Origin of the sequence: Streptomyces sp. NPDC051211, assembly GCF_040689505.1 — a bacterium.
Classification (GTDB): Bacteria; Actinomycetota; Actinomycetes; order Streptomycetales; family Streptomycetaceae; genus Streptomyces.
Genome location: NZ_JBFBAV010000003.1, coordinates 186,403 through 200,156 on the forward strand (window position 1 = coordinate 186,403; position 13,754 = coordinate 200,156).

11 protein-coding genes are annotated in these 13,754 nt (G+C 70.9%); 6 read left to right on the forward strand and 5 right to left on the reverse strand.

Annotation, left to right across the window (positions count from 1 at the left end; genetic code table 11):
* Positions 1–8: 8 nt before the first annotated feature.
* Entirely contained in the window at positions 9–1,931 is a 1,923-nt protein-coding gene (locus AB0447_RS05860) for a cellulase family glycosylhydrolase (protein WP_366475228.1), read from the reverse strand.
* Positions 1,932–2,260: 329 nt separating this feature from the next.
* On the opposite strand from AB0447_RS05860, the gene AB0447_RS05865 reads away from it, so the two are divergent.
* From AB0447_RS05865 to polX, 6 genes are all read left to right on the forward strand, one after another.
* Positions 2,261–2,878 carry a hypothetical protein gene (locus tag AB0447_RS05865; RefSeq protein ID WP_366475230.1) on the forward strand — a complete coding sequence of 206 codons (618 nt, stop codon included), beginning with the start codon at positions 2,261–2,263 and terminating at the stop codon, positions 2,876–2,878.
* A gap of 352 nt (positions 2,879–3,230) precedes the next feature.
* Complete coding sequence (locus AB0447_RS05870) at positions 3,231–5,552, forward strand: nitrate- and nitrite sensing domain-containing protein (RefSeq protein WP_366475231.1); 2,322 nt, start codon at positions 3,231–3,233, stop codon at positions 5,550–5,552.
* Positions 5,549–5,968 (forward strand): roadblock/LC7 domain-containing protein, encoded by a 420-nt coding sequence (locus tag AB0447_RS05875; protein WP_366475232.1) that lies wholly within the window; start codon positions 5,549–5,551, stop codon positions 5,966–5,968. Before AB0447_RS05870 ends, AB0447_RS05875 begins: the two co-directional genes overlap by 4 nt.
* The gene (locus AB0447_RS05880; protein WP_366475233.1) at positions 5,968–6,369 is read left to right on the forward strand and encodes a DUF742 domain-containing protein; all 402 of its coding nucleotides are present in this window, start codon (positions 5,968–5,970) and stop codon (positions 6,367–6,369) included. Before AB0447_RS05875 ends, AB0447_RS05880 begins: the two co-directional genes overlap by 1 nt.
* On the forward strand, positions 6,356–6,988 hold the full coding sequence (locus tag AB0447_RS05885; RefSeq protein WP_366475234.1) for an ATP/GTP-binding protein: 633 nt from the start codon (positions 6,356–6,358) through the stop codon (positions 6,986–6,988). Before AB0447_RS05880 ends, AB0447_RS05885 begins: the two co-directional genes overlap by 14 nt.
* Before the next feature lie 39 nt (positions 6,989–7,027).
* On the forward strand, positions 7,028–8,755 hold the full coding sequence (gene polX / locus AB0447_RS05890) for a DNA polymerase/3'-5' exonuclease PolX (protein WP_366475235.1): 1,728 nt from the start codon (positions 7,028–7,030) through the stop codon (positions 8,753–8,755).
* Between the two features lie 59 nt (positions 8,756–8,814).
* Here polX and AB0447_RS05895 read toward each other — a convergent pair whose 3' ends face one another.
* From AB0447_RS05895 to AB0447_RS05910, 4 genes are read right to left on the reverse strand one after another with little or no spacing between them, the layout of a single operon-like run.
* Positions 8,815–10,683: a peroxidase family protein gene (locus tag AB0447_RS05895; RefSeq protein ID WP_366475237.1), complete on the reverse strand. Its 1,869-nt coding sequence runs from the start codon at positions 10,681–10,683 to the stop codon at positions 8,815–8,817.
* Between the two features lie 25 nt (positions 10,684–10,708).
* Positions 10,709–11,101, reverse strand: coding sequence for a hypothetical protein (locus AB0447_RS05900; RefSeq protein WP_366475238.1), 393 nt, complete (start codon positions 11,099–11,101; stop codon positions 10,709–10,711).
* Between the two features lie 44 nt (positions 11,102–11,145).
* Positions 11,146–12,327: a catalase family protein gene (locus AB0447_RS05905; RefSeq protein ID WP_366475239.1), complete on the reverse strand. Its 1,182-nt coding sequence runs from the start codon at positions 12,325–12,327 to the stop codon at positions 11,146–11,148.
* A complete protein-coding gene (locus AB0447_RS05910; RefSeq protein WP_366475240.1) occupies positions 12,324–13,748 on the reverse strand; it encodes a Dyp-type peroxidase in 1,425 nt (474 codons plus the stop codon). The genes AB0447_RS05905 and AB0447_RS05910 overlap by 4 nt, the downstream gene beginning before the upstream one ends.
* Positions 13,749–13,754: the final 6 nt, after the last annotated feature.

A 13,754-nucleotide genomic window follows, 5' to 3' on the forward strand; every position in this document is an offset into this window, starting at 1 on the left:
GTCGGTCGTCACAGCTTGCGGCACAGCAGGGCGTCCGGCGTCCTGCCCTTGGCCCAGGCGTCGGTGAAGGCGATGCCCGCGGCGTACTCGTCCGTTCCGCACTGCCCCTTGTAGTTGCCGTGCGCGAACTCTCCCCCCGGGCCTCCGGCCGGCCGGTTGTCGCCCCGGTCGAACCAGACGGTACGGCCGTTCGTCCCGAGTGTCCTGCCGGCCTTGGCGCACAGGACTGCGGAGACCGCCCGGCCCCGCACGCTGTACCCGATGACGAACTGGTCGGGCGCGCACTGGTACTTGGTGTAGCCGCTCGCCCAGTCGCCCTGCTGTACGTGGCGTTCGTCGTTCACGACGGCCGGCACCGGGCCGATGGCAGCCAGGCCGGCAGCCCCGGAATCGGTGCACAGTCCGCGCCCGTCCCGGTGCGCCAGGCCGACGAGCCGCTGTCCGTCGGGACACGCCCCCTTGCGGGCTCCCGGGTCCCAGTCCCCGAGGGCCCGTGCGCGTGCCGACTGGACCGCATCGGCATGATCGAGGTTGAGCATGTCCCAGGTGCCGGAGACTGCGACCCGGCCGCTCTTCTGCGGCGAGGTGACCAGCCGGTTCCAGTCGGCGGCGCGCCAGTCTCCGCCGTCCAGGATGCCGGAACGGCGGCCCGCAGCATCGAAGTTGAGGATCGACCAGATGCCGTGTCCGGCCCATCCGACCAAGGGCCAGTAGGCGAAATCGGTGTCGTTGGCGATCAGATGGTCCACGAGGTTGCCGAACCAGGCGCGGGCCTGCGGGTTGGTCTCGTCGCTTCCGATGCCGAACTCGCTGATCCACAGGGGTGCGGTGAAGTGGCGGCCCGATTCGGCGGAGACGTGGAACGCCTGGCGCTGCAGGGTCGCGAACAGGTCCTCGCGGGAGAGTTCCTGGTAGCGCGGGTCGCGCGTCTCGCCCATGCCGGTCGCGCCGGTGTGGTTCGGCCCGGTGTAGCCGTAGAAGTGGGCCGCGTACACCAGCTTGTCGGAGGCGACGAGGGTGTGCGAGAGGGTACGGACCGGTTCGAGCGTGGGACGCCAGTGGGGCAGCCCGTCGGCGGGGATGCCTTGCCAGTTGATCCCTTCGACGATCACCAGCAGATCGGGATTGGCCTCGGTGAGGAGCCGGTCGCCGAGCCGCTGGGAAGCGGCCCACCAGTCGTGGTCGTTGCCCCAGTTCCAGTTGGCGTCGTCGGTGACGGTGCGGCGGACCTCGTTGTACAGGTCGGCGCCGACGACGCGCTTGTTGTCCTTGTAACGGCGGGCGAGGTTGATCCAGTCGTTCTCCCACTGTGCGGTGGACTGGCTGGTGTTCCAGCGTTCGTTGCCGTCCAGACCGCAGCAGAAGCGTGAGGTGATGGTGTGGTTGTTGAGGATCACCGTGAAGCCCTCGGCAGTGGTGGCGGCGATGACGGCGTCGAACACCTGGAGCGGGGTCTTGCCTCGCAGGTGCGGGTTGGCGGCGACCGAGGCGTCGGAAACCGGGCGCTGGTCGTGCAGCATCTCGTTCGAGAACGGCAGCCGGATGCTGTTGATGCCGAGTTCGTGGAATCCGGCGAGGATCCGCGGTATCGGCGCGCGGTCCAGGCCGAGCGGCATCTGGTCGGCCTTCTCGCCGTCGTGGTGATTGGCCGGGTCGTTTATGTCGCCGGAGCCGTTCCACGAGCCCTGGGCTCCGTGCCAGTTCGCGGACTTGAGCTTGAAGCGGTTGCCGTCGGCATCGACGACGTAGCGGCCCCGGGTGCTGAGGGGCGGACGCCAGGAGTCGGACAGGACGGCCGGTGCGCCGGCCGTCCTGTTGTGCGCGGCCGTCACCTCGCTCCCGGTCGTCGTGGACGCGCCGGCCGGGGAGGCGCCGAGCGCTCCGAGCAGGAGCGCCGCGGCGCATAAGGCAGCGGGCAGGGATCTTCTCACGGTGTGCCTCCGAGGGGCTTGGGGGTGGACATGGGCACGGACGGGCCGTGCCCCGGATCGACAGGACCCGGTGGCGCACTCCTCTTCGCCGGCGAGGAGCGCCGAGCTCGGCCGCCCGGGTGAGGCGCCCGCGTCAGGTGCACGTCGGGCGCCCGCGTCGGGCGGTGGGTCGGGCGCCCGCGTCGGGCGGTGGGTCGGGCGCCCGCGTCGGGCGGTGGGTCGGGCGCCCGGCTCAGGCTTCGGTGCCGGGCCCTGCGGGAACCGGGCCGGTGGTCGCCCGGATGACCAGTTCGGGGTCGAACAGCAGCTCCCCCGCCGGTACGTCACGGTTGCCGACCAGCGCCAGCACGCTCCGGCCGACTTCCAGCGCCAGCCGCCGGGACGCCTACCTCGACTACATCGACGAACAGGCCTCGGGCGCCGACCGGCCCACCAACATCGAGGCCCTCACCTACCTGCCGGACACCTTCTTCCGGAACAACCGCAACGACACCGCCTGGAAGTGGATGAAGCACGTCTACGACCGCAAGGACGTCCAGCACGTCAACACCAGGCAGGGCAGCAACGGGGACTACCCCGAGGTCTCCTTCACTCTGCTCGGCCAGACCGTCGAAGGCCTGATGGGAGTCGTCCCCAATGCGCCCGCGCGCGCCCTGAGCACCCAGTCCCGGCTGCCGTCGGGCATGGACTGGCTGCGGATCGATGACCTCCGGGTCGGAGACTCGGTCTTCTCCCTGCGCCACGACGGGGCGAAGAAGTCGTCGCTCACCCTCGGCTCGGGCAGCTCCCCCTACACCTGGGAGGCCCGCTTCCCCGGCACGTACTCCACGATCAAGGTCAACGGAGTGCCCCGGCCGGCCCGCACCAAGGTGGTGGACGGGGTGACGTACACCTACGTGACCCCGGTCGTGGCCCCGGGCCGCACGATCACGGTCCAGGCCGGCTGAGTCCCGGCGCGGTCCGCAAGCAGGCCATGCCGCCGCCCACCGTGGGAGCCGAGAAGGTGGCCCGCCTGTCGGTGGCCGGCGTGGCGGCCCCGGCGGGGTGCGTCGGGGCGCGGCGTCGCGGTTGCGTTGCGATCCGGACTCCGGTTGGCAACAACTCCCGCGCCTGTACCACGGAGCAGCATCGGAATCAATCTCCCCGATTCTTCGGTTTGGCTGGTTATGATCGGCGCCTCCCGCTTGTCCGTACGCCCCCGCTCGCGCCTGCACGCGCCTGCTCGGGTCCCTGCCAGCCCGTTCCCCGCCGCCCTGAGGACCGATGTCTCCCACTGAACACCAAGGTGCACCAGCGCCCTTGACGAACCGGCTGCGGCGGACCGTGCGCCTGCGTACGCTGCTGATCTGGCTGGCGGTCGTTCCCACCGTGGCGATGGGTGCCCAAGTGGCGGTGACCGCGGAACGGTTGCTGGCCCAGTCGGAGCACCTGCGGGCCGATGTCGCGGCCGCCGAGCGGGTCGGCGCACCGCTGTACACGCTCATGGTCGACCTGCAGGCCGAGCGGACCGCGACCGCCTCGCGGTGGGCGGGCACCGCCGGGGCCGAGGAGGAGCTGCGGATCCGGCGGCAGGCCACGGACCGGGCCGCGGCCGAGTTCCGCCGGCTGGCGGACCATTCGTCCGAATCCGTCGGGACCATCGTGCGGCGGCTGGGCGACCTGGCCGCGTACCGCCAGCGCGCGGACGCCCGCAGCGGCACCGCCGACGCCACCCTCAACTACTACACCGGCGCGGTCGGCGAGATCATCCAGGTGTACCAGGAGGAGTTCAGCCACGCCGAGGACGCCGAGCTGACCCAGGAGAGCCGGCCCGTGGTGGCCATGCTCTCCGCCACCGAGATGGTGGCGCGCGAGGACACGATCCTGGCCCTGGCCGGGCCGTCCAGGGAACTGGACTCCGCCTCCTTCGACCGGTTCATCAGTGCCGTGGGAGCCCAGCGGTACCTGTACGAGACCTGGATCGTGCCCTACCTGCCCGAAGGGGACCGGCAGTTCCACGAGCGGATCGTCGCTTCGCCGGACTGGCAGACGAAGGTCCGCATCGAGAACGCGATCGTCTCCGACCACAAGGACACCGGATCCGGCATCAAACTGCCCGCCGAGGTCAGCGGCTGGCGGGCGGCGCACGACAACTTCTCCCGGCAGACGGCCACGCTCAACGTCGACCGGGCGCGGGCCGTGCTCGTGCGCGGCGAGGCCAAGGCCGCGGAGCTGCAGACCGAAGTCACCTGGCTGATCGCCGGCAGCAGCGGCGCGCTGCTCATCGTCGCGGTCATGGTCGTGTTCACCACGCGTTCGGTGCTCCGCCGTCTGCACGCCCTCCACGAACGCACCGTGACCGTCGCCGAGAAAACCCTCCCCGACGTGGTGGCCCGGCTCCAGCGCGGGCTCCCGGTGGACGACGGGGCGCTCCCGGCGGTGGCCGGCGAGCGGGACGAGGTCGGGCGGATCAGCGACGCCTTCGCCCGGGTCGTCGCCGTGTCCGTCGACGGGCACCGGCAGCTCGCGGCGGAGCGCCACGGCTTCGGCATGTTCGCCTCGGGCATCGCCGCACGCACCGGCAACCTGGTCAGCCGCCAGCTGAGCCTGACCGAGGACCTGCAGGACGCCTTCGGACACAACGAGGCGCTGCTGGCCCAGTTGATGCGGTCCGACCAGCTGACCGTGGGCATGCGGCGCCAGATCGAGAACCTGCTCATCCTGTCGGGCGGCGAGGTCCCCGACCCGCACACCGAGCCCATGCGGGTCGCCGACCTGCTGCGCGAAGCGGCCGCGGAGGTGGAGGACTTCCGGCGGATCGAGCGGCAGGCCCTGGACGAGGCGAGCGTGGCACCGCAGGTGATCAGCCAGGTCAGCCACCTGCTCGCGGAGCTGCTGGACAACGCCACCCGGTTCTCCCCGCCGAGGTCGAAGGTGGTGATCCGTGCCGAACTGGTGGCGAACGGGCTGTCGGTCGAGATCGAGGACCGCGGGCCGCGGGTGACCGCCGCCAGCTACGAAGAGATGAACCGGCGCCTGCACACGGCCCCGCCGTACGCGGTCCTCGCCGAGAACGCGCACCGGCTCGGCCTCTTCGTGGTCGGCCACCTCGCCGACCAGCTCGGGGCTACGGTCACGCTGCGCCGCTCGGTGTACGGGGGGACCTCGGCGGTGGTGATCCTGCCCGGCGAGCTGCTGGCGGCGGCAGGGACGCAGGAGCCGGAGCGCGAGCCCGTCCGCGAGCCGTCGCCGGCCGCCACACCCGTGGACGTGCCGGTCCCCGTCCCCGTCCCCGTTCCCGTTCCCGAACCGCGGGCGGCCGACCTGGTGCTGCACACCGGCTCCGGGCTGCCGAGCCGCCGCAGGCCCGAGCCGGCGGCGGCGGCAGAGGGGGACGGGGAGCGTACGCCTGCGCCTGCGCTTGCCCTGCGGCCCGTGAGCCGGGACGGCGGCGCAACGCGGCCGGCCCTCCCCGAGCGCGTCCCGCAGACCCATATGACACAACAGCTCCGCGGGCCCCGGGCGCCGGAGCCGGCCCCTGCCCCGGACACCGCGACACCCGAAGAGGTGGCCGACGCCTGGGCGGACTACGAGCAGGGGACCCAGACGGTGGAAGAAGAACTGCGACAGGATCAGCCATGACGACGACACCCAACACCGCGGCATCCAACGACGTGATCTACAGCGTCCTGGACAACAACCTCAGCCGGATCGCCGGCATCCAGGGAGCCGTGCTGCTGTCCAACGACGGGATCAGGCTCAGCGCCTACCTGCTCGACCGGGACCAGGCGGAGCGCATGGCCGCCGCGTCCTCCGGAGTCGCGGCGACGATGAAGGCGATATCCAGGGAGGTCGGCGGCGGCCGGGTCATCCGCCAGCTGGTCGAGATGGACGACCGGTACCTCTGCATCGTCGGGTGCGGGGAGGGCAGCACGCTCATCGTCGTGACCTCCCGCAAGGCCCGCCTCGGGGAGCTGGGCGGCGAGGCCGTACGGACCGCCCAGGCGCTCGGCGAATGGCTGGGCACCCCGGAGCGCGTCCAGGCACCCACCTCCTGATGCCGGACGACGAGCCGCAGTCGCAGCCACAGCCGCATCCGCCGCAGCCGCAGCCCCGGGGGCCCCGCCGGACGCGGCTGTACGCCCTCACCGACGGCCGTACCGCCGCGCCGTGCACCGTCCTCACCATGGACACCACGATCACGGCGGCGGTCGACGCGGATGCCGACAGCGGGCTGCCCACCGAGTGGCGGGCCATCCTCGCGATGTGCTCGCCACCGGACGGGCGGGCGGTCGCCGAGATCGCGGCGCGCATGCACATCCGCCTCACCCCGATGACGCTGCTCCTCGGTGAACTCGCGGACCGTGGGCTGATCCACCACAGGCCGCCCCTGGAGGGGGCCGAGACCACCAACGTCCACCTGCTCATGAGAATCAGGGACAACCTTGCCCGGATATGACACCTCCGCCCCCCAGGCGGCCCCCGTCAAGATCCTCGTCGCCGGGGGGTTCGGAGTCGGCAAGACCACCCTGGTCGAGACGATCTCCGAGATCGAGCCGCTGCGTACGGAGGAGCGGCTGACGGCCGCGGGAGTGGGCGTCGACGACCTCGACGGCATCGAGTCCAAAGCGGTCACCACCGTGGCGATGGACTTCGGCCGCCTCACCCTCACCGACGCCGGGGTGGTTCTGTACCTGTTCGGCACGCCGGGCCAGGAGCGGTTCTGGTTCATGTGGGACGACCTGTTGAACGGGGCGCTCGGGGCGATCGTGCTGGTCGACACCCGGCGCCTGGACCGCAGCTTCCCGGCCGTCGACTTCTTCGAGAGCCGCGGCCTGCCGTTCGTGGTCGGCGCGAACTGCTTCCACGGGGAACAGCCCTACACCGCCGGGGAGATCGCGGCGGCGCTGCGTCTCCGCGATCCGGACACGCCCGTCCTGATGCTCGACGCCCGCGACCGCGGTGCCGTCCGCAACGTCCTGGTGTCGCTCCTGGACATGCTGATCGCCAACGCCGGGATTCCCGGCCGGGGAGGGGCCGGGGACCCTGCACCGGAGGTCGGCGCGGCACGTCGGTGAGAAGTGGATGCCCCGGGCGGTTGGGGGCACCCTGGAGATATGGCTCGAGCCAACGACCAGGTCGAGGCGCTGCTCCAGGAGTACGCCGACCTCATCGCGCTCCGGGGCGGGGAGGCCTTCAAGGCGCGCGCCTACGAGAAGGCCGCCCGGGCCGTGGGGGGCCACCCGGAGGACGTCTCGAAGCTCGACGCCAAGAAGCTGCGCGAGATCCCGAACGTCGGTGCCTCGGTCGCCGACAAGATCCTGGAATACCTGCACACCGGCCGCATGTCCGTCGTCGACGAGGCCAGGGCGTCCGTGCCGGCCGGAGTGCGCGAGCTGATCGCGATTCCGGGGCTCGGGCCCCGCAAGGCCATGGTCCTGTACGGGGAGCTGGGCATCTCCTCCGTCGACCAGCTGCTCGACGCCATCCACCAGGAACGGCTGCGCGACCTGAAGGGCTTCGGAGAGCGGACCGAGGACAACATCCTGCACGGCATCTCCGCCCTGCAGAAGGCCGGTGAGGGCCGGATCCTCGTCAGCGCCGCCATGGACATCGCCGAACAGCTCGTCGCCGAGCTGTCGGACATCCGCGGCTGCGTCCGGTGTACGTACGCGGGGTCCCTGCGCCGGATGAAGGAGACCATCGGCGATGTCGACATCCTGGTGGCGGCCCGCCGGTCGGCCCCGTTCATGGACGCCCTCACCGCCCACCCGCACACGGCCGAGGTCATCGCGCACGGGGAGAAGAAGACCTCGGTACGGACGGTCACGGGTTTCCAGGTGGATCTGAGGGTCCTTCCGCCGGCCTCCTGGGGCGCGGGGCTCCAGTACTTCACCGGCTCCAAGGCGCACAACATCCGCACGCGCGAACTCGCGGTGCGCCAAGGCCTCAAGCTGTCCGAGTACGGGCTCTTCGACGCGGAGAGCGGCGAGAGCATCACTTCCGAGACGGAAGAGGCGATCTACGCCAGGCTCGGGCTGCCCTGGATCCCGCCGACGCTGCGCGAGGACCGCGGCGAGATCGCGGCCGGGCTGCGCGGTGAACTCCCCGAGCTGCTGACGGAGAAGGACATCCGCGGCGATCTGCACACCCACACCGACCTCACCGACGGGCTGGCCCCGCTGGAGGACATGATCGCCGCCGCTGCCGCCCGCGGATACGCCTACTACGCCGTCACCGACCACGCCCCGAACCTGTACATGCAGCGGATGACCAGCGAGAAGATCCTCGCCCAGCGCGAGCGGGTACGCGCACTCGACGGGACGCACCACAGGATGCGGCTGCTGCACGGCACGGAACTCAACATCGGCCCGGACGGCTCCCTGGACTGGCCCGACGAGTTCCTCGCGGACTTCGACATCTGCGTGGCCTCGGTCCACTCCCACTTCAACCAGAGCAGGCGGGACCTCACCCGCCGGCTCATCCGCGCCTGCGAGAACCCGCACGTCGCCGTCATCGGCCATCCCACGACCCGCCGGATCGGCAAACGCCCGGGCATCGATGCCGACTTCGACGCCGTCTTCCAGGCCTGCGCACGGTCGGGCACCGCCCTGGAGATCAACGCGCATCCCGAACGGCTCGACCTGTGCGACGAGGACATCCTGCGCGCGAAACGGTACGGGGTGAAGTTCGCCGTGAACTCCGACGCGCACGCCACCACGCACCTGCCGTTCATGCGCTACGGGGTGGCGACGGCGCAGCGCGGCTGGCTGACGGCGGACGACGTCATCAACGCGTGGCCGCTGACGCGGCTGCGCCGGTTCGTGGCCAAGAAGGCCGCCTGACCGCCTGTGCCGTCCTGACCACGCCTGTGCCGTCCTGACCGCCTGTGCCGTCGGGAAGGTCAGCGCGAGGGGCCGGTCGTCTTCCAGGGGGTGAAGGCGTTGTCCACCGACTTCATGGACGGGCGCAGTTCCGGGAAGTGGCGCAGCAGCACGCTGGCCATGCTGTTGTTCTCGATCCAGTCGAGACCGGTCTGCGTGTACACCTGGGGTGTGTAGTCCCTGGTCAGGAACCGGTCGCTGTTGAGCCGGCGGGACGCCATGAGGACGAAGATCCGGAAGGCCGTGTCGCTGAAGGCGAAGCCCTTCGGCCGGGGTTCGGCGAACAGCCCGACCATGAGGTCGACGCGTTCGATGTCGTCCTCGTACACCCGGCGCAGTTCCTCGGCCCAGACCGGGTTGTCCGTGAGCGAGCCGAAGTCCTTCGCCGGGGCGAGGTGGAGTTGGCGCCTGAACTCGTTGTACCGGGGGACGCCGAGCTCGCGGATCCGCAGGACGTCGACGGCCCCGAGGTCCATGAGCTTGCCGTCCGGGCGCTGGAACTCCTGGAGGAACCTGGGGTAGTTGTGCAGGGTGACCAGGCCGGGGTGGGAGGTGCCGAAGGAGTAGAAGAGGTCGGGCAGGGTGTGCTTGCCGATGATCTCGTAGGCGTGCCGGCCCGTCAGCTCCCGGAAGGTGGTCTCCTGTAGCAGGGAGTCGTCCGCGGCCGAGCGGAAGCTCCAGTCGTCGGGGACCAGGGGATGCATCCGGTAGACGGCCACGAACTCCTCGGTGAGGGCGTACGGGACACCGAAGTGGTCGGTGCGCCCGCCCGCGATGCCGCTGAGTACCTCGCTCGCGGCGACCCGGCCGAAGAGCCTGTGCACCCGCCGGCCCAGCAGCCCGTACCAGTTGGCGCGCATTCCGGTGGCGGTGGTCGGGTGGCTGATGACGGCGGGCGTCCACTCGATGGTGTGGATCTTGGCGATGAGCGCCGCGTTGATCAGGCGGGCCCGCTGGAAGAGTTCCTCGTCCGACCATGCCGGGTATTCGTCGTGCAGCCGGTCGCAGATGGCGTTGTGTTCCAGGATGAACAGGGTGTGCATCAGGGCGAGGCCCACCCAGAAGCCGGGGATGTTCGCCGGGTCCCGTTCGGGGTCGTCCGAGAACAGCGCACCGTTGCGGGGGGTCCGGAGTTTGCCGCCCTCGCCCGCGCGCAGCTCGCGCTGGGCCGCCAGGTCGTCGCCGTAGAGCTGGGAGGCGTCCCACCAGTGCGACTTCTCGTTGATGTACGTCGGCGGAAGGCCGTCCGCGCCCTCGGGACGGGTCGGGTCGGGGACGGTTCGCGGCACGAGCATCGGCCGGGCGGGCCAGGGGTCGTCGTCGAGGAGCTCGATCTTCCAGGCGTGGTCCGCGCTGCCCTCGCCGTGGTTGACCCAGTCCCGGATCATGAACTGCAGCCATGCGGCCACCAGGGCGTTGACGGATTCGGCGGGGATGAACTCCGTCCTGGTGAGGAGGGTACGACTCACCTCACGCGGGTTCGGCGACAGGATCCGGGGCTCGGGCTCGGGGAAGTTCCGGTCCGGTGGGACGTTGCGGCCGAAGCGCGAACCGGCCATGCCCATCCGCGGGTTCGCCAGGTCGTTGTACGTGCCGTCGGCTGTGCGTTCGGTGAGCTGCCGGGGGTCGGGCGGCTCGACCGGCGGCAGGTTCTGCGCCGGGTAGGCGGTGGTGTCGAAGAGGTTCTTCCGGCGCAGGTTGTTGCGGAGGCCGATGAGGGCCAGCAGGCCGAGCGGTGTCGGCAGGTTCTGCCAGCCGATCCTGCGGTCGGCGGCCAGCGCCAGCTTGTTGTGCAGCTGCACGAACCCCGAGGTGCCGGTGGGGGTGCCGGTGCCACCGGTGTCCTGCCGCGTGTTGCGGCCCGCGGAGCCGTCGGGAGCGCTACGCATCGTGGAGTTCCTTCCGAAGGCGGTGTCAGTGACGCCTGGCCGACGGTCGGCAGCAGGGCCACTGGGCCACGAGCGTGAGGGCGACGTTGACCGTCGAGATCGCCGTGGCGGCCATCGCCGGCCCGGGCGGGAGGGTCCCCGCGCGGCCGGCCTGGGCGGCTGACAGCGCGTCGCTCGCATGGATGAGGGTGCCGACGCGCAGCGCCCGCCGGAGTGCGTCCGCGTCCTTGAGGAGCAGCAGTTCGGCGCCGAGGACCACCGTGCGGACCCCGAACATCCGGAGGGCGTAGATCAGTGCCGGCCGCGTGGGGTCGGCCCCGAGCCGGCGGGCCATCATCTGCGGGGCCAGGAGTGCCGCAACGCCGTTCACCAGCCGGATCCCCGCCAGGGTGTATCGCGCACCCGTTTGCGCATCCATGGTCAGCGCCCTTCCCAAGGGGGAATTGCATCCTATTGACGACGCTATTCCATCTGTGGCCGGTCCGCGCGCCCAGGCTCCTCGTGCGGTGTGCCGTTCATGGTTCGTCTGAGCCGGGAGAGCTGCAGGTAGATGGTCCGGCGGGCGCGGTTCTGGTTTCCGAGCGGCCGGTGCGCGGGCAGTGCGTGCCAGGGGTTGAAGGACAGCCGGTCGGCGAGGGCGAACTGTTCCGCCGGATCGAACTCCTGCCGCGGCAGGCGCAGTGTGGCCACGGGGACGAACGGGGAGAGGCGTTCGGGCCAGACCACGGAGGCGTTCTCGATCGGCATCCGGTGCGGATCGGTCTGCAGTTGGACGAGGAAGTCGAAGACGACGTCACGCTCGCGCAAGGTCCTGGCCAGGGCCTGCTGGAGGTAGTCGTCGGGCGGGTTCCACGGCACGCGGCTGTGGGACCCGTTGCGCGGGATCACGGAGTACTGCACGGCCTGGCCCTCGCCGAGCAGGTACGGCGTACAGCTCCAGTACCGGGACTCCAGCGGGCTGGAGTGGGTCCTGGCGTACAGGCCCTGCATGACCATGTCGCACAGGTGCGGGTGGCGCGGTCCGATGAAGTACAGGACCGGGGTGCCGGCGAAGACGTGCTGCTGGAGTCTGAGGTTCTCGACGACGTCGGGGGTGGTGAAGGTCGGGGCGCTGATGCCGGTGAAGTCCTGGGTTCCCCGCTCGTCGTCGAGCAGCTTCTCGCCTTCGACGCCCAGCAGTTTGACGCCGATGCTGAGGACGCCGTTGTCCTTGATGTCGGGGGGCGAGAGGGGGCCCGGTCCGGCGAAGCGCACCCAGGCCGGGAAGCCGGCACCGGGGTGGCTGAACACGCCGTGGCGCAGCCGGTCGGGCAGGCCGTCGAGCACGGTGAACTCGCCGCGCACGACCCCGTAGGTCTTGGTGTTCCCGGCCCGCTGAGCGGTCCCCGGTGTGTAGGTGCGTTCCATGAAGCGGGCCATCTGCCGTGCGACGGCCTCTGCGGTCGCCGCTTCGTCCGGCAGCAGCGTCTCCTCGGCGAGGTGCAGATGTTCGTTGCGGCGGCGGACGTTGATGCACCACTGGACGAGGGACTGCACGGGCCCGTGGAGCGTCCGGTCGAACAGCGGCCGGAGGTAGGGGTCGATGTGCCGTTCCAGCTGGATGCACGCCAGGATCGCGTTGTTGACGCGTTGCGGGCCGGTCACCGGTGTTCGCCCGTTCGTGTGTCCGTACAGAGGGAGCGCAGTGCCCGGAGTCCGGGGAGGAAGAAGTAGGCGCCCCCCTGTACGGAGACGAACTGCGGCAGGCCGGTGTGGCGGATCCGGAGGGGCCTTGCCTGTTCGGTGAAGGTGGCGCGGTGGTTCTGGCGTGGGGCGACGACGGGGTCGGGGGCGTCGTAGAGCCCGTTGAAGGCCGGATTGTTCAACCAGGTGTGCTGTACGAATTCGAACTGGCGGGAGATGTTCGCGTTGAGGCAGAGGAAGTGCAGCCCGCGTTCGCTCCCGTCCCCCGACCCTCCGGGCCCGCCCGGCCCGCCCGGCTCGCTCGCCCCGACCGGCCCGACCGGCTCGACCGGCCCGTAGGTGCGTCCGCGGCGGAGGATCCGGTGGCGTCTGCCGATCGCGATCGACTCGGCCGACCCGGGGCGCGGGTCCAGGGAGTCCCGCGGGTTGGCGCGGCGGATGTGGGCCCCGAGCGGGCAGCTCAGCCCGTCCGGATCGGTGGCGAAGTACCCGAAGGCGTTGTCGGAGGCAAGGCCGGGGGCGTCCTGTGTCGGCGCGTGGACCAGTGGTGCTCCGCTGGGCCAGCGTCCCACCATGCGGGCGGCGAGCGCCTCGCGGGCGGCGGGGTCGGCGGTACCGTCCGGGCGCCGGGTCTCCTCGTCGAGGTAGTTCCAGAACGCCTCGACGTCCTGATGGAGCTGCCGGAAGACCAGGTAGCTCCCGTTGTGCCCGCATTGCGGCCGGTCGGTCAGCAGGCCGTACTCGTTGGGGTAGCCGAGGACGAACTCCCCGGCCTTGACCACTTCCTCGCCGACCGTGCCGACCGTTCCCCGGGCGCGCACCGCCTTGGCTTTGGGCAGCCCCTCGATGAGCGGCTGGGAGATGCCGTCCCGGAAGCCGAACGGTTCGCGGTCGGTCAGTTCGGTGGTTCCCAGCCGGACGACCTCCATGAGGCCGCGGGCGAGGACGTCCTGCCGCACTTCCGCCTCCAGCCGGTCCAGTGCCTGCGGGTCCCGGGCGTAGAGCAGGGCAAGTGCGTGCACCGGCGGGGTCGTGGGGCCGCCCCACCGCCATTTCTGGGGTGCGTCCTCCCCCACATCGCCGAGGAAGCGGCTGCGGTTGGGGTCGGTCATTCCGGAGACGAATTCCTCGGAGAAGCCTCCGAGATCAGCCGTCTCCAGCCCCAGCTGCCGCAGGCCGTCCGAGGTGAAGGCGAGGTTCACCGCGGTGCCGGAGGGCTCCGAGCGGCCGTTCTCCACCCGTCGCGACAGCTGGGCCAGGGCGGGCCGCGCGGTCGCCGGGTCGGTGATCGCGAGCACCAGGAAGCCGGCCGCCTTCAAGGTGCTGTAGCCACGGGGGATGAGGCCCTGGATGTCGTCGAGCTCCAGAGTCGCCACCGTCACTTCACC